This is a genomic window from Burkholderia gladioli, from assembly GCF_000959725.1.
GTDB classification, from domain to species: Bacteria; Pseudomonadota; Gammaproteobacteria; order Burkholderiales; family Burkholderiaceae; genus Burkholderia; species Burkholderia gladioli.
This window is the reverse complement of record NZ_CP009322.1, coordinates 3,733,947-3,749,326: the sequence shown is the minus strand read 5'-3', so window position 1 is coordinate 3,749,326 and position 15,380 is coordinate 3,733,947. Positions and strand designations below refer to the sequence as shown.

Annotated in this window: 12 protein-coding genes; 3 read left to right on the top strand and 9 right to left on the bottom strand. The window is 70.6% G+C overall.

What is annotated here, in order from left to right; all coding sequences use genetic code 11:
* Positions 1–76: 76 nt before the first annotated feature.
* The 8 genes from tssH to tssB all read right to left on the bottom strand — a co-directional run bounded on the left by tssH (position 77) and on the right by tssB (position 9,967).
* Entirely contained in the window at positions 77–2,935 is a 2,859-nt protein-coding gene (gene tssH, locus BM43_RS16125; RefSeq protein ID WP_036054688.1) for a type VI secretion system ATPase TssH, read from the bottom strand.
* 94 nt (positions 2,936–3,029) lie between these two features.
* Positions 3,030–4,046, bottom strand: a complete 1,017-nt coding sequence (tssG, locus tag BM43_RS16120) for a type VI secretion system baseplate subunit TssG (RefSeq protein ID WP_036054690.1) — start codon at positions 4,044–4,046, stop codon at positions 3,030–3,032.
* Positions 4,010–5,899 carry a type VI secretion system baseplate subunit TssF gene (gene tssF, locus BM43_RS16115; RefSeq protein WP_036054692.1) on the bottom strand — a complete coding sequence of 630 codons (1,890 nt, stop codon included), beginning with the start codon at positions 5,897–5,899 and terminating at the stop codon, positions 4,010–4,012. Before tssF ends, tssG begins: the two co-directional genes overlap by 37 nt.
* Before the next feature lie 6 nt (positions 5,900–5,905).
* Positions 5,906–6,409, bottom strand: coding sequence for a type VI secretion system baseplate subunit TssE (tssE, locus tag BM43_RS16110; RefSeq protein WP_036033063.1), 504 nt, complete (start codon positions 6,407–6,409; stop codon positions 5,906–5,908).
* A gap of 13 nt (positions 6,410–6,422) precedes the next feature.
* Positions 6,423–7,244, bottom strand: a complete 822-nt coding sequence (locus BM43_RS16105) for a type VI secretion system accessory protein TagJ (RefSeq protein WP_036054694.1) — start codon at positions 7,242–7,244, stop codon at positions 6,423–6,425.
* A gap of 74 nt (positions 7,245–7,318) precedes the next feature.
* Positions 7,319–7,810: an Hcp family type VI secretion system effector gene (locus BM43_RS16100; RefSeq protein WP_226285078.1), complete on the bottom strand. Its 492-nt coding sequence runs from the start codon at positions 7,808–7,810 to the stop codon at positions 7,319–7,321.
* Positions 7,811–7,943: 133 nt separating this feature from the next.
* Entirely contained in the window at positions 7,944–9,437 is a 1,494-nt protein-coding gene (gene tssC, locus BM43_RS16095) for a type VI secretion system contractile sheath large subunit (protein WP_025098239.1), read from the bottom strand.
* An 8-nt stretch (positions 9,438–9,445) separates the two neighbouring features.
* Positions 9,446–9,967 (bottom strand): type VI secretion system contractile sheath small subunit, encoded by a 522-nt coding sequence (gene tssB / locus BM43_RS16090; RefSeq protein ID WP_013689196.1) that lies wholly within the window; start codon positions 9,965–9,967, stop codon positions 9,446–9,448.
* 419 nt (positions 9,968–10,386) lie between these two features.
* On the opposite strand from tssB, the gene BM43_RS16085 reads away from it, so the two are divergent.
* Genes BM43_RS16085 through BM43_RS16075 form a run of 3 tightly spaced genes read left to right on the top strand, consistent with a single transcriptional unit; the run spans position 10,387 to position 13,708 of the window.
* Positions 10,387–11,358 (top strand): FecR family protein, encoded by a 972-nt coding sequence (locus BM43_RS16085; RefSeq protein WP_052409141.1) that lies wholly within the window; start codon positions 10,387–10,389, stop codon positions 11,356–11,358.
* Entirely contained in the window at positions 11,355–12,275 is a 921-nt protein-coding gene (locus BM43_RS16080; RefSeq protein WP_013689194.1) for a c-type heme family protein, read from the top strand. The genes BM43_RS16085 and BM43_RS16080 overlap by 4 nt, the downstream gene beginning before the upstream one ends.
* On the top strand, positions 12,272–13,708 hold the full coding sequence (locus BM43_RS16075) for a serine/threonine-protein kinase (protein ID WP_036054697.1): 1,437 nt from the start codon (positions 12,272–12,274) through the stop codon (positions 13,706–13,708). The genes BM43_RS16080 and BM43_RS16075 overlap by 4 nt, the downstream gene beginning before the upstream one ends.
* 139 nt (positions 13,709–13,847) lie before the next feature.
* Here the strand turns inward: BM43_RS16075 and BM43_RS16070 are convergent, their stop codons facing one another.
* Positions 13,848–15,359, bottom strand: a complete 1,512-nt coding sequence (locus BM43_RS16070; RefSeq protein ID WP_045577455.1) for an FHA domain-containing protein — start codon at positions 15,357–15,359, stop codon at positions 13,848–13,850.
* Positions 15,360–15,380: the final 21 nt, after the last annotated feature.

The following is a 15,380-nucleotide window of genomic DNA, read 5'->3' as shown; positions in this document are numbered from 1 at the left end:
GCCCGCCCTGAAACCAAACGCGCGGGGCCGGCGGTTTATTCCGCCGCCCGTCCCGCGCGCGGCGGCAGCCCCGCGTTCAAGCCTGGGGCAAGGCCAGCGCCTCCGTGGCGACCGCGCCCGGCACCGGCGCCTGCATGTCGAAGCGATAGGCGAAATCGCCGTGCTCGACGCCCACGCTCACGCGCGCCACCTCGCCGCCGTCGATCATGCGCGTGAGGAACTCGCGGCTGACGGCGGGCAGCATGGTGTTGGTCAGGATCGCGTCGATCATGCGGCCGCCCGATTCGCTCTCGGTGCAGCGGCCCACCACCAGTTGCACCACGGCATCGTCGTAGTCGAAGGGCACGCGGTAGCGTGCCTCGACCCGGCGGCGGATGCGCTCCAGTTGCAGCCTCACGATGCGCCCCAGCATCTCGGCGCTGAGCGGGAAATACGGAATCGCCACCAGGCGGCCCAGCAGCGCGGGCGGGAAGGCCTTCAGGAGCGGCTCGCGCAGCGCCTTGGCGAGGCCCTCGGCATCGGGCATCAGCTCCGGATCGCGGCACAGGCCGGCGATCAGCTCGGTGCCGATATTGGTGGTCAGCAGGATCAGCGTGTTGCGGAAGTTGATCGCGCGGCCCTCGCCGTCCTCCATCACGCCCTTGTCGAACACCTGGAAGAACAGTTCGTGCACGTCCGGATGCGCTTTCTCGACCTCGTCGAGCAGCACCACCGAATACGGCTTGCGGCGCACCGCCTCGGTCAGCACGCCGCCCTCGCCGTAACCGACGTAGCCCGGCGGCGCGCCCTTGAGCGTGGAGACGGTATGCGCCTCCTGGAACTCGCTCATGTTGATGGTGATCAGGTTGTGCTCGCCGCCGTACAAGGCCTCGGCCAGCGCCAGCGCGGTCTCGGTCTTGCCCACGCCCGAGGTGCCGGCCAGCATGAACACGCCGATCGGCCGGTCGGGATTGTCGAGCCCGGCGCGCGAGGTCTGGATCCGCTTGGCGATCGCCTCCATCGCATGGTCCTGGCCGATCACGCGCTCGCACATCAGGTTCGCGAGGTTCATCACGGTCTGCAGTTCGCTGCGCAGCATGCGGCCCACCGGGATGCCGGTCCAGTCGGCCACCACCGAGGCGACCGCCTGGTAGTCGACGCTCGGCAGGATCAGCGGGCTCTCGCCCTGCAGCTCGGCAAGCTCGGCCTGCAAGGCACGCAGCTCGGCCAGCACGGCCGCGCGCGCGGCTTCGTCGAGCACGGCGGGCGCCGCGCCGTCGACGGCGGGCTCGAGCGCCGGCGCCTGCGTCGGCGGCGCGGCCTCGACATCGATGGCGCCGGCCTCGGGCGCGCCGAGGCTGCCGGTGCCGTCCACCGGCTGCAGCTCGCCGCGCAGTTGCGCGCGCAACGAGAGGATCCGCTCCACCAGCGCCTTCTCGGCGGCCCAGGCAGCCTCCAGCGTGGCAAGCCGCGCGCGCTGCGCCGCCAGCGCGGTGGCCGCCTGCGTCTCGCGGGCGTCGACCTCGATGCCGATCTGCCGCTCGCGCGCGATGATGGCCTGCTCGGTCTCGAGCGCCTCGATGCGCTTGAGGGTGTCGTCGATCTCGGCCGGCACCGCGTGCTGGCTGATCGCCACGCGCGCGCAGGCGGTGTCGAGCAGGCTGACCGACTTGTCGGGCAACTGGCGTGCCGGGATGTAGCGATGCGAGAGCTTGACGGCGGCCTCCAGCGCCTCGTCGAGCACCTGCACGCGGTGGTGGCGCTCCATCACGCTGGCCACGCCGCGCATCATCAGGACCGCCTTGGCCTCGTCGGGCTCGTCCACCGGCACGGTCTGGAAGCGCCGCGTGAGCGCCGGGTCCTTCTCGATGTGCTTGCGGTACTCGGCCCAGGTGGTGGCACCGATGGTGCGCAGGTTGCCGCGCGCCAGGGCCGGCTTGAGCAGGTTGGCCGCGTCGCCGGTGCCGGCCGCGCCGCCCGCGCCCACCAGCGTGTGCGCCTCGTCGATGAATAGGATCACCGGGCGCGGCGAGGCCTGCACCTCGTCGATCACCTGGCGCAGGCGGTTCTCGAACTCGCCCTTCATGCTCGCGCCGGCCTGCAGCAGGCCGATGTCGAGCGTGCGCACCTGCACCTCCTTGAGCGCGGGCGGCACGTCGCCGCGCGCGATGCGCAGCGCGAAACCCTCCACCACGGCGGTCTTGCCCACGCCGGCCTCGCCCACCAGCATCGGGTTGTTCTGGCGGCGCCGCATCAGGATGTCGACCACCTGGCGGATCTCGCCGTCGCGGCCGACGATCGGGTCGATGCGGCCCTCGCGCGCCTGCGCGGTGAGATCCACGGTGAACTGCTGCAGGGCCTGCTGGCGGCCCATCTGGGCCGGCGCCAGCGCGCCGCTGGCCTCGCCCGGCGCGGCCCCCGCCGCGCCCGTTGCGCCCACTGCGTCGGCGCGGAAGCCGTCGGTGGCGCCCAGGCTGTCCTCGGGCGAGCCGGCCACGATCGCGGCGAACTCGTCGGCCAGCGTCTCGGGCCTGAGCTTGCCGAACTCGGCCGAGACCGCCTGCAGCGCGTGGCGCAGATGGCGCGTGCGCAGCATGCCGACCAGCAGGTAGCCGGTGCGCACCTGAGCCTCGCCGAACATCAGGGTGGCGAACACCCAGCCGCGCTCGACCGCCTCCTCCACCTCGGAGGACAGGTCGGAGATCGTGGTGCTGCCGCGCGGCAGGCGCTCCAGCGCGGCCGTCACGTCGCGCGCCAGGTTCGAGGGGTTGAGCCCGAAGTGGCGCACGATGCGATGCAGGTCGGAATCCTGCGCCTGCAGGATCTGGTGGATCCAGTGCACCAGCTCCACGTTGGGGTTGCCGCGCAGCTTGCAGAACACGGTGGCGCTTTCGATGCCCCGGTAGGCGATCGCGTTGAGCTTGCCGAACAAGGCGCCGCGACTGATCTCGGCCATGATGTCCATCCTGTAGTCAGTGAGGCGGCGCCGGGCCAACGGCGGCCACCGGTTCGAAATGAAAGGCGCGTCGCGCCGTGCTGCGTGCGCCGCGCTAGGCCACCGGCGTCAGCACCACCTGGTCGGCATCGGCCGGCTTGGCGTAGCGCCCCATCCAGGTGTTGAAACCCATCCGGCCCGCCTGCCCGAGGTGGCTGGCGGGCACCTCCTCCTTTTTCAGCACGAGCTGCACATCCCAGCCCTTTTCCTCGCCCGCGTAGAGCTTGACGGCGGCCGTCAGCTCGCGCAGCGCCTCGCCGCCGGGCAGGAAGCGGTTGAACTCGGCCAACCCGAGCGGGCCGATGCGCAGCCGGAAGCGCTGCTGCGCGCCGCGCACCTGGGCGCCCAGCGTGGCGTTGCGGCCCATCGAGGCCATCGCGCCGCCCATGCGCAGATGCGCGTCCTCGGGCAGGGTCATCCAGCCGACCACGAATTCGAGCACCTGCACCGGCACGCCGAAGTAGTGCTCCAGCAGGCCGCGCAGGCCCTCGGCATTGCGCGCCTGCGGCACCAGCCGCCCGGCGAAGAAGCGCTTGAACTGGTCCGGCAGCGCGTCGCGGTCCTGCAAGCGCGGCGTGGCGATGCCGATCAGCGCGCCGACATAGGTGCGAAAGCGGTCGCTCTCGGGCCGGTCGTACTGCACGGTGGGCTGCGCATCGGCCCAGGCGCGGTAGAACAGGCTCAGCATGCGGTGATGGAACACGTCGGCGAAGGCCGTCAGCGTGGGGTCCTTGGCATTGCGCTCGCGGTCCACCGCGTGTTCGGTGAGGTGCAGCGGCAGCGGCCCCTGCGGCCCGAACAGGCCCAGGAACAGCCCGTGGAGCCGCCCCGGCGCGCCGCCCGCGCCGGGCTCGAAACGCTCGATGCTGCGCGCCGGGAATTCCAGCGTGGCCGCGTGCGCGAGCCGCACCGGATCCTCGGCCGGCTTGGTCGAGTGGCCCAGGCGCGGGCGGGCCGGGTAGGCGCATTCGAGCCGCCGCATCGCCTCGAAGAATTCGAAGTCGAACGGCCGCTCGCGCAGCGCCGCCTCCAGCGCTACAGGATCGGGCGCTTGCCGGGCGTTGCGGGCCATCGGGCCACCTCGTTGCGTTCTTGGGTGCGCAGCACGGTCTCGGTGAAGGCGTTCAGCGAGACGTAGCGCGCCAGGAAATGCTGCAGCACCGAACCCAGCAGGAAGGCGCTGCTGCCCTCGAAGGCCGAGTCGGCGCAGGTCAGGGTGATCTCCAGGCCGCGCCCGTAGGTGATCGGGCCCGGCACCGGCACGCGGCGCGTCACCGGCCGCGCCGAGGCCTGGCGGATGCCCTCGACCTGGCGGCGCGCGGCCGCGTCGAATTCGTCGTGGTAGAGGCCCAGCATCTCGCGCAGCGAGGCCGCGCCCTGCTCGCCCTCGTCCTCCAGCAGCGACAGGTAGTTCAGCTGCAGATGGCTGATCAGCCGCCAGGCGGTCTCGCCGGTGGCGACCGGCGCGCGCGGCCGGGTCGGGCCCGCCACGCAGCGGATCGAGGCCACCGGCGCGTCGGTGTCGAGCGTGAAGTCGGTATAGGACTTGCCCACCGGCATGTGCAGCGGCAGGTCGCGATTGGTGCAGAGCAGGCGCAGGCCGAGCTGGCGCAGCGAGGTGGCGTAAGGCGCATCCTTGCCGTCCACCAGCGCGATGAAGGTCTCGCTGCCCACGTAGCTGGAGCGCGCGCCGTTCTGCTTCTGCCGCGTGGAGAGCAGGCGCGGCTCGCGACGCAGCGTGTAGAAGGCCGCCTGGCCGCCGTGCCAGTTGCGCGAATTGCTGTCGTAGAACGGCAGGAAGCGCTGCTCGGGTTCCTGGCGATCGCCGTAGCCCTGCACTTCCAGCACGCTGTGCACCTCGAAGTCCATCGGCCGCGTGCGGTCGCCGAGGATGTGATATTCGGTGCGCCCGCCCTGCAGGTGGATGCGATCGGCGCGCCGCTCGAACAGGTTGGCCGCCGGCGTGCAGAACAGCCTGAAATTGCCGGCGTCGATCGCGTTGTGCAGGCGCGCCACGCTGCGGTCGAGCCACACCACGATCTCGAACTCCTTGCCGCGCGCGCGAGCCAGCAGCGCGCGCAGGCCGGTGAATTCGACGAAGCGGAAGCGCTCGGGGCAGGCGAAGTATTCCTGCAGTAGCCGGTAGCCGCTGAACGAGCGGCTGCCGTAGGGCAGCATCGCCTGCTCCTCGTCGAAGCCGCTGGCGCGTAGCGCGGCCCGCTCGTGATGCAGCTCGACGAATTCGCCCTCGCTGGCCGAGGCGGTGCGCACCGTGTAGCCCAGGCCGTTGGCCAGCAGTTGCTCGTAGAGCAGGGCCGGCAGCTCGTCGGCGCCGGCCAGGTAGACCGGCAGCGTGTCGAGCGCGAGCATCTTCGCCTCGGCACCCGCCAGGGTGCGAAACCGCAGCCGCAGCCCGGCACGGGCGGCGCGCCCCGGCGGCGGTACCAGGCCCGCCGCGGCCAGCGCGGCCGGCGTGTCGAAGTAGCGCGCCTCGGCCAGCTCCAGCGGCCAGAGCCTGACCTCGTGCGCGGTGCGGTATTCGCAGGCGGTGCGCTCGCCGAAGCCGGTCAGGCTGCGCAGCACCGTGTGCCGCGCCACCGCGTGGCCGGCCGGCGGCAGGTCCTCGGCCGTGTCGGGATGCAGCTGCACCACCGCCATCGACGGGATCGGCGACAGGTAATGCGGGTACACCATCTCCAGCAGGTGCTGGGTGAACACCGGGTACTGCGCGTCGAGCTTGAGCTGCACGCGCGCGGCGAGGAAGGCGAAACCCTCCAGCAGGCGTTCGACGTAAGGGTCGGCGCACTCGAAGCCTTCCATGCCGAGGCGGCCGGCGATCTTCGGGTAGGCGCTCGCGAACTCGGCGCCCATCTCGCGCACGTGCTGGAGCTCGCGGTTGTAGTAACGAAGCAGGCGGGGATCCATGGGGCTTCAGCCGAACAGGGGCGAGACGCGGAACTCGCCGGTTTCGAGGTCGACGTCGGTGCGCAGGTAGAGGCCGAGCGGCATCGGCTGGGCCCACATCTCGGCATCGATGCGGAACGACAGCGAGCGGCTGTCCATGCGCGAGGCGTCGGTGCTGACGCTGACCTGCACGGTATCGGCGATCAGGCGCGGCTCGAAGTCGAGCAGCGCGGCGCGGATGCGGCTCTGCAGCTCGCCCGCGTCGATGCCCGACAGCGCGCTGCCGGCCAGGTCGGGAATCCCGAAGTTGAGCACCGAGTTGCCGACCTGCTCGAGGCCGGGCAGGTCCTCGTCCTCCCACTGGCGCGTGCAGTTCAGCAGCGCGGCGATATCGCGCGTCACGCACTCGCGCAGCTTCGCGGCCGTGATCACGCGCGCCTCGCGGCTCTCCTCGGGCTCGTGCGGCGCCAGGTCGGTCAGCCGGTCGAGCAGCGAGGGCTGCAGGCGCTCCTGCGGGGTCAGTTCGGCCATCGCGGCGGGCCCCTCAGCGCGCGCCGAAGGTGATCGAGCGCACGTCGAGCAGCGGATACTCGGCGCGATCGGTCACCAGCATGCGCTGGCCGCGGCCGGTGAAGCAGTCCTCGCCGTGCTCGACCCAGGAGGTGCCCGCGGCCAGCGCCAGGTCGGCGATGCCGGAGCGCTCGCTGCCGGCGTAGCGGCAGGGTACGAAGCCCACCGATTCGGCGCCGCTCGTCCAGCTCAGCTTGACCGGTGCCCAGACCTTGTCGCGCAGGTCGCTGGGTGCCTCGAACTCGAGCGAGCGCAACTGCGAGAACGGCGCCCACACGTAGCCGCTCTTCAGGATCAGCTCCAGGCAGGGGCCGAAGCGCGGATCGGCGTCGGCGATCCACTCGAAGGGCTCGCCGTCGATGCTGCCGGCCACGGTCTCGGCCGTGTCGAAGGCGAGCGCGCGCTGCGCCAGCGTCTCGTCGATGCGCTTCTCGGTCAGCGCGTGCAGCGCGCGGATCAGCGGCGCGTGCCAGGCGGCCGGCTCGCCGGCGATGCCGGGGCACTTGCCGCCGGCCAGCACGGCCGCGCGCTCGTGCTCGCCGCGCAGCGCGAATTCATAGGCGGTCGACATCAGCGTGTTCCGCTCGTCGAGTTCGGCCGCCATCTTCAACTGGTTGGCCGCGCGATCCCATTCGCCCACCAGCGCGAGCAACTGGAACAGGAACACGCGCAGCGAGGCATCGGCGGGTCGGCCGCGGACCTCGGCGGACAGGGCGCTCAGGGCCTCGTCCAGGCGTCCATGGGCAAGCAGCGCCGCGGCGTCGGCCGGGCTGGTGTCGGCAAGGGTTGGGTTCACGTCGGTGTTCCGTTGGACGGGGCAAAGCGGGTTGGGCGGGGCCGGCGGTGCCAGCCCCGTTGCGCATGAGGCGCTTACTGCTTGGCGACCTGCTGGATGTCGTAGGTGAAATCCTTGGTGCCGCCGTTGGCCTTGCCCTCGTCGTCCTGCGGCTGGAACGAGTACTTGAACTTGCCGAAGTGCAGCGTGATGTTCTCGGTCAGGCGCTCGTCGCCGCCGGTGCCGCCGGTCGACACCGAGGTGATCAGCACGCCTTCGCTGAGCTCGATGGTCACGAAGTCGGTCTGCTGGCCGGTGGCGTTGGTCACGTACAGGTAGGCGTTGTCGACGCGCGCGCCGGTACAGCAGGCGTTCAGGATCGCGTTCGAGCAGCTGTCGATGTACTTGGTGACCGTGATGTCCTGGATGTTGGCCTTGCCGCCCGAGGCGTAGCCGGCGCCGGTGTGCAGGTTGCCGGTGTTGCTCACGCCCCACGACCAGGCGATGATCGGCACCTCGTTCTTGTGCTTCGAGTGGTTGGACGCGCCCTGGATCGTGACCGAACCGGAGCCGAATTTCAGGTGCATGTCGAATGCCATAATGACCTCTGCTTGCTAGTAAAGTGCTCGCCGATCCGACGAACTGGGTAAACCGGAGCGCCTCGCCCCGGTAAGGGCTGGGTAGCATCGGCCGCGCGCGTCGAGCGCGCGCGGCCCTGTTTCATGCGGCGCGTGCCGAGGGCAGGCGCGAGACCAGGCGCAGCGACACCGTCAGGCCTTCGAGCTGGTAATGCGGCTTGAGGAAGAACTTGGAGGTGTAGTAGCCGGGGTTGTCCTCGACTTCCTCCACCACCACCTGAGCGGCCGCCAGCGGCTTGCGCGCCTTGGTTTCCTCGCTGGAGTTCACCGGGTCGCCGTCGACGTAGTTCATCACCCAGTTCGACAGCCAGTTCTCCATCTGCTCGCGCGTGCTGAACGAGCCGATCTTGTCGCGCACGATGCACTTCAGGTAGTGCGCGAAGCGGCAGCAGGCGAACATGTAGGGCAGGCGCGCCGACAGGTTCGAGTTGGCGGTGGCGGCCGGATCGTCGTATTCCTCGGGCTTGGCCACCGACTGCGCGCCGATGAAGGCGGCCACGTCGGAGTTCTTGCGATGCACCAGCGGCATCAGGCCCATCTTGTCGAGCTCGGCCGAGCGGCGGTCGGTGATCGCGATCTCGGTCGGGCACTTCATGTCCACCCCGCCGTCGTCGCTCGGGAAGGTATGCACCGGCAGGTTCTCCACCGCGCCGCCCGATTCCACGCCGCGAATCCGCGTGCACCAGCCATAGAGCTTGAACGAGCGGTTGATGTTGACCGCCATCGAATAGGCCGCGTTCTGCCAGGTGTACTTGCCCGAGTCGGCGCCTTCGGTGTCTTCCTCGAAATCGAATTCCTCCACCGGGTCCGTCTTCGCGCCGTAGGGCAGGCGTGCCAGCGTGCGCGGCATGGTCAGCGCCAGGTAGCGCGCGTCGTCCATCTCGCGCAGCGAGCGCCAGCCGGCGTAGTCGGGCGTGGTGAAGATCATCGACAGGTCGCGCGGGTTCGCCAGCTCGTTCCAGTTCTCCATGCCGAGCAGGCTGGAATCGGCCGCCGAGATGAAGGGCGCGTGCGAGGCCGCGGCGATCTGCGAGATGCCGCGCAGCAGTTCGACGTCCTGAGGACTGTGGTCGAAGTAGTAATCGCCGATCAGGCAGCCGTAGGGCTCGCCGCCGAGCTGGCCGTATTCTTCCTCGTAGACGCGCTTGAACACCGGGCTCTGGTCCCAGGCCACGCCCTTGAAGCGCTTGAGGTTCTTGGCCAGTTCCTTCTTCGAGATGTTCATCACGCGGATCTTCAGCATCGGATCCGTTTCGGAATTGGTGACCAGGTGATGCAGGCCGCGCCAGGCGCCTTCCAGCTTCTGGAATTCGGCGTGGTGCAGCACGTGGTTCAACTGCTCGCTGAGCTTGCGGTCGATCTCGGCCACGTAGGCGTTGATGGTCTGCGTGACGTCGTCCGAGACCACGTTCGAATCGCGCAGCACCTGCTCGGCGAGCGTGCGCACCGCGGCTTCCACTTCCTCCTTGGCGCGCTCGTTCTTGGGCTTGAACTCCTTGTTCAGCAGCGCCGCGAAATCGTTCGCCTCGGCCACCGCGCCCTGCGGCGCGCCTTCGAATTGCTTCTGGCTTTCCATGATCGCCATCACTCCTGTCCGGGTTCGGTGTCGGCGGCCTTGGGCGCCGAGCTCAGCGACTGCAGCAGCGCCGGGTCCTTCAGCGCCTGCGCGATCAGCTTCTCCGCGCCGACCTTGCCGTCGAGATAGGTGCCGAGATTGGCCAGCTGGGTGCGCGCCTCGAGCAGCCTGGCGAGCGAATCCACCTTGCGCGCCACCGCGGCCGGCGAGAAGTCGTCCATGCTCTCGAAGCTGATGTCGACCTCGAGGTTGCCTTCGCCGGTCAGCGTGTTCGGCACCGTGAAGTTGACGCGCGGCTTCATCGACTGCATGCGGCTGTCGAAGTTGTCGACGTCGATCTCGAGCGCCTTGCGCTCCTCGATCGGCGGCAGCTCGCCGGCATTGGCGCCGGACAGGTCCGACATCACGCCCATCACGAACGGGATCTGCACTTTCTTCTGCGCGCCGTACAACTCGACGTCGTACTCGATCTGGACGCGCGGCGCCCGATTGCGCGCAATGAATTTCTGACTGCTCTGCCTCGTTGCCATGCGCTGGTTCCTCTGAGGTGCGTAAGGGTTCAGGAATCCGACGGGTGCCGGGGATGCCGCTGGCTGCCGTCGTCCACGACTACAGAACAGCGCGCCGTCGCGATCTATTCCATGCGGGCCGTGTTTTTCGCGAAGCGCGGCGTGTGCTGCCCGCCGCTGCCGCGACACGTCCGTCGGTGTCGTTGCTGGCCTTAACGCATGAGGCTTCGCGAATATTCCTTGCGCATACCGCAGGAAAACGTTTTGTTACGAATTCGCCGCGCGGCGGTCTCCGTGCACGGAATTCGTGCATGGCGTCATGCGCGCGACACGCCGATCCGGCTTCGTGAAGACGAATCGGAATAAATGGCGGGGGCCGGCCGTTCAGCAGATATCCGGTTTCATTCAAGCGGCGCGCACGACGCGTCGCGGCGCTCTCGATGACACGTTATCCAGGTTTTTTCCATCGGCTCGGCCGGCTTGCCCGCCTCGCGCCGCTCGGCCTGCTGGCCTTCGCCTCGGCGGCGCAGGCCTGGACGCTGGTGCGCGCGGCGGCGCCCGTCACGGTGATACACCAGACAGGGCTGTATCAGGCGCAGCCGGGCCAGCGACTGGCGGTGAACGACATGGTCGAGACGCCCGCCCAGGGCGGCGCGCAGTTGCAGGACGAGAGCGGCCGGGTGGTCGCGCTCGGCCCCGATACGCGCGTGCTGTTCGCCCGGGACGCGCACCTGTCGCTGCTGCGCGGCTGGCTCAAGCTCGCCGACGGCTGCGCGGCGGCCGATTGCGCAGCGCCGGTGGTCGACACCGAAGGCACGCGCTTCACGGCGTTGGACCATGCGGCGCTGGTGATCGCGGCCGCGCCGGCCGGCTATCCCGGCGCCGACGATGCCGATGCGGTATTCGTGGAAAGCGGCTCGGCGCGGCTGCTCGCGCTGGGCGCCGCCGCGCGCGGCAAGCCCGCCCAGGCGAAGCTGGCCACGCATCAGTTCGCCGTGCATGCCCGCGCGGCGGCGGCCATCACCAGCGTGCCGAGCCCCGCGCCCGCCTTCGTCGGCGCGATGCCGGTGGCGTTTCGCGACGCGCTGCGCGTGCTGCCGCCGGCGCCCGCGCCGCCCGCGTCACATGCCGCGCCCGCCAACGCCGCGCATCCCGCCGCCTACGCCGAGCTGGCCGACTGGCTGGTCAGCGCCCTGCCGGCCCGCAACGCGCCCGATACGCGCTTCGCCGAGCGCTTCCGCGCGCGGCTGGCCGATCCGGCCTTCCGCCGCGACGTGAAGCAGCACATTCGCGAACTGCCCGACTGGCACGACCTGGTATTCCCGCCGCCGCCGCGACGGCCCGCCGTCGCGGCGCGCAATCCCGTTCCCGACCCGCCCTCGGCCTATCCCTCGATCTACGTCCGCCCATGAAGCTGTCGCTCGCCATCAAGTTCAATCTCGTGTTCGTCGCGATCTTCGCGATCGGGCTGACCGCGGCCGGCATCGTCGCCGACCGCGTGCTGCAACAGCAGGCGCTCGACGAGACGCGCCACGACGCCGACGTGCTGATGAGCGCGGCCGAGGCGATGCAGGACTACACCGCCAAGCACATCACGCCGCTGCTGTCGACGCAGATCCAGTATTCCTTCGTGCCCGAATCGGTGCCGGCCTTCTCGGCCATCGAGATGCTGAACACCTTGCAGGGCAGCTTCCCGAACTTCTCCTATCGCTCGACCATGCTGAACCCGACCAATCCGCGCGACCGCGCGACCGATTGGGAGTCCGAGGTGATCGCGCACCTGCACGACAAGCCCGCGCTGAAGGAGGTGACGGGCCAGCGGCGCACGCCGGGCGGCGAGCAGTTGCTGTTCCTGGCGCGGCCGACCAGCATCACCGACGCGACCTGCATGCAGTGCCACAGCACGCCCGCGGCCGCGCCGCGCACCATGCTCGACAAGTACGGCCCGGCCAACGGCTTCGGCTGGCAGATGAACCAGGTGATCGGCGCGGAGTTCGTGTCGGTGCCGATGTCGGAATCGATCGCGCGCGGGCGCGCGCTGTGGCGCAGCTTCATGGAGGCGCTGACGGTGGTGTTCGTGGTGGTGCTGGTGGTGCTCAACGTGCTGGTGCACTTCCTGGTCACGCGGCGCCTGCAGACGCTGTCGCGCGCGGCCGACGCGGTCAGCCTCGGCAAGCTCGACGACGTCGAGCTGCCGACCCGCGGCGGCGACGAGATCGCCTCGCTGGCGGTGTCCTTCGGGCGCATGCGCACCAGCCTGGTGACGGCCTTCGAGATCCTCGACGAGACCGGCGCCGCGAGCACCGCGCCGAACGGGTCGCGGCCATGACGCGCCTGCCGGAACCGCTGCCGGCCAGCATCGGCCGCTACCGCATCGAAAACGTGCTGGGCCGCGGCGCGATGGGCGTGGTCTATCTCGCCACCGATCCGCATATCCAGCGGCCGGTGGCGCTCAAGACCATCCGCGGCGAGCTGCTGCACGCGGCCGAGGCGGGCGGCGAGCCCGGCATCGCCGCCGAGGCCGCGCTGCCGGCGCGCTTCATCAACGAGGCGCGCGCCGCCGGGCGGCTGGTGCATCCGAATATCGTCGGCGTGTTCGACTACGGCGAGGCCGACGGCACGGCCTATATCGCCTTCGAATACGTGCGCGGCGAGACCCTGGCCGCGCGACTCGCCGCGCACGCGCGCCAGGGCACGCGCATGCCGGCGCGCAACGTGCTGGTGTGGTTCGCGCAACTGCTGGACGCGCTCGCCTACGCGCACGAGCTCGGCGTGATCCATCGAGACATCAAGCCGGCCAACCTGCTGATCGCACCGCGCGGCGAGTGCAAGATCACCGACTTCGGCATCGCCCAGCTCGATACCGGGCGGCTCACCCAGGTCGGCATGCTGATCGGCACGCCCAGCTACATGTCGCCGGAGCAGGTCTCGGGCGCGCCGATCGACGCGCGCAGCGACCTGTTCTCGGCCGGCGTGGTGCTCTACGAGATGCTGACCGGCCGCTGCCCGTTCGCAGGCTCGTCGGCGGCGGTGATGCGGCAGGTGCTCGACGAGACGCCCTCGCCGCCCTCCAGCCTCGCGCCGGAGCTGCCGCCCGAGCTCGACGCGATGGTGCTGCAGGCGCTGGCCAAGGATCCGGGGCAGCGCCACGCCTCGGCGCAGCACTGGCGCGGCGAAGTGCTGGCCCTGCTGGAGACGCTCGCGGCCAGGCTCGACCCGGACCAGACCATCGTGCTCGCACCGCTCGCGCAGGCGGCGCTGGCCCCGCCGCCGGCCGCCGAGGCGCGCACGCTGCCGGTCGACTGGTCGCCGGAGTTCCTGGCGCAGTTGGAGCAGCGGCTGGTCACCCATGTCGGGCCGGTGGCCTCGCGGCTGGTGCGGCGCGCGGCGGCGCAGGCCACCGATCCGCGCATGCTGGCCGCCGAGCTGGCGCGCCACCTGCCCGACGAGGCCGCGCGCCAAGACTTCGATACGCTGCTGCAGCGTCACGCGGCTTCGGGCACGGCCGTCACGCGCGTGATGACGATGCCGGGGGCGACGCAGGCGGGCAGCGGGGCCGGCCAGGCGCCGGCCGTGGATACAGCGCTGGTCGAGACGGCGGTGCAGCGGCTCGCCACCCATATCGGGCCGATCGCGCGGATCGTGGCGCGGCGCGCGGCGGTCGATGCCGATCTCGCCACCTTCCAGGCGCGGCTGCTGGAGGCCCTGCCGGATTCGGTGGACAAGGCTGCGTTCCTGCGCGGGCTCGACGAGGGTTCGTAGCTGGGGGAGGTGGCGGCGCGGCGTGGTGGTTCGGTGGGCTGGTCGATGCGTCGGGCGGGTACCTGGCCGGTTCGTTGCCGGTTCGCCAGTCGACGCGCGGATCGGTTCGCCGCGCGTCGTGCCGCTCGATGCACGTCGATCAGTTCGGCGCTTGCTGGCCCGGGGCGGCGACGGGCTGCAAGTCGAGCGCGGCCGCGGCCTGTTGCGAGACGCGCGTCCAGTCGCGCGCATATTGCGCGCGCAGGCGTGCCGCGCTGCCCGGCAGCCAGTCGCGCCATCCCGCTTCCGGATCCAGGCGAGCGGGATCGAGTCCGGCGAGGACCTCGCGCAAGCCGCCGCGCAACGCGAGCTGGCGATCGCGCAACTCGCCGAAGGCGTCGCGCAGCCGATCGCGCGAGGCGCTCGCGGCGGATGCCGACAGCAACAGGCGCAAGGCGGTTTCGACATCGCTGCAGTCGCGCAGCGGATCGGCGCCATCGAGTTCCGGCCCGGCCGCCGCGCCGGGCATGTGGCCCGTGCGCAGCGCCGCCATCGCGCCGCCCACCGCATCGCGCAGCAAGGCGCCGGCCAGGCGCGCGACGTCGGCCGCGTCCCGGCCCGCCAGCGATGCCGCGTCGATGCCGAGGCCGTCGCAGAGCGCGACGAGCAGTATGTCGTGCGCGGCGGGGTGGATGGGTTCAGCGTGGCGGGTGGTGGCGAGCTCGGCTGATTCGAGCGGTCCTGCCTGCATGGATGGGGCTACCTGCGTGATCGAAGACGCTTGTTGCAGGGTCGGAGCCGCTTGCGTGGCTTGCGTGGCTTGCGTGGCTTGCGTGGCTTGCGTGGCTTGCGTGGCTTGCGTGGCTTGCGTGGCTTGCGTGGCTTGCGTGGCTTGCGTGGCTTGCGTGGCTTGCGTGGCTTGCGTGGCTTGCGTGGCTTGCGTGGCTTGCGTGGCTTGCGTGGCTTGCGTGGCTTGCGTGGCTTGCGTGGCTTGCGTGGCTTGCGTGGCTTGCGTGGCTTGCGTGGCTTGCGTGGCTTGCGGGGCTTGCGGGGCTTGCGGGGCTTGCGGGGCTTGCGGGGCTTGCGGGGCTTGCGGGGCTTGCGGGGTCGCGATCACCGGGGGCCGCACCATGGTCGGCGTATCCGGCAACTCGTCGACTGCATCCGCCGCGCCGCTTTCGCCCCGCGCCGCCTGCACCTGGTCCGCCGCGCGCAACTGCGTCACCGCATCGACGAGATCGGCCGCCTCGGGCCGCGCCGCCTCGCGCTCCGGCACGCGCACCATGGTGGGCGCGTCGACCTCTTCCTCCTCGCGTCCCGCCAGCGCCGCGAACACCGTCGCGTCCTCGCCGTGGCTCGCGCCCTCGATCTCGATCACGATCCGGTACACGTCGATCGTCAGCGTATCGCCGTCATGCAGCACCACCTCGCGCGAGACACCCGGGATCCGGCCGTTTACGAGGGTTGGGTTGCTGCCCGAATCGGTCAGCAGGTAATGGCCGTCGCGCCAGTCGATGCGCGCCTGCAGGCGCGAGATGGCGCGTCGCGTATCGGCCAGCACCACGCTGCAGTCGGTGCCGCGGCCGAGGGTGGCGCCGGCGCCGTCCACCACGATGCGGCGCGAGCCGGTGGCGTCGTGGACGGACAAGGTCAGGCTGGGAACGGCGGACATGCGGGTTTCCTCGCGAGTGCA

What these genes read in the sequence shown, in the direction of transcription:
- tssH (WP_036054688.1), bottom strand. Translation starts at nt 2,935, where the DNA reads ATGGCCGAGATCAGTCGCGGCGCCTTGTTCGGCAAGCTCAACGCGATC.
- tssG (WP_036054690.1), bottom strand. Translation starts at nt 4,046, where the DNA reads ATGGCCCGCAACGCCCGGCAAGCGCCCGATCCTGTAGCGCTGGAGGCG.
- tssF (WP_036054692.1), bottom strand. Translation starts at nt 5,899, where the DNA reads ATGGATCCCCGCCTGCTTCGTTACTACAACCGCGAGCTCCAGCACGTG.
- tssE (WP_036033063.1), bottom strand. Translation starts at nt 6,409, where the DNA reads ATGGCCGAACTGACCCCGCAGGAGCGCCTGCAGCCCTCGCTGCTCGAC.
- BM43_RS16100 (WP_226285078.1), bottom strand. Translation starts at nt 7,810, where the DNA reads ATGCACCTGAAATTCGGCTCCGGTTCGGTCACGATCCAGGGCGCGTCC.
- tssC (WP_025098239.1), bottom strand. Translation starts at nt 9,437, where the DNA reads ATGGAAAGCCAGAAGCAATTCGAAGGCGCGCCGCAGGGCGCGGTGGCC.
- tssB (WP_013689196.1), bottom strand. Translation starts at nt 9,967, where the DNA reads ATGGCAACGAGGCAGAGCAGTCAGAAATTCATTGCGCGCAATCGGGCG.
- BM43_RS16085 (WP_052409141.1), top strand. Translation starts at nt 10,387, where the DNA reads ATGACACGTTATCCAGGTTTTTTCCATCGGCTCGGCCGGCTTGCCCGC.
- BM43_RS16080 (WP_013689194.1), top strand. Translation starts at nt 11,355, where the DNA reads ATGAAGCTGTCGCTCGCCATCAAGTTCAATCTCGTGTTCGTCGCGATC.
- BM43_RS16075 (WP_036054697.1), top strand. Translation starts at nt 12,272, where the DNA reads ATGACGCGCCTGCCGGAACCGCTGCCGGCCAGCATCGGCCGCTACCGC.
- BM43_RS16070 (WP_045577455.1), bottom strand. Translation starts at nt 15,359, where the DNA reads ATGTCCGCCGTTCCCAGCCTGACCTTGTCCGTCCACGACGCCACCGGC.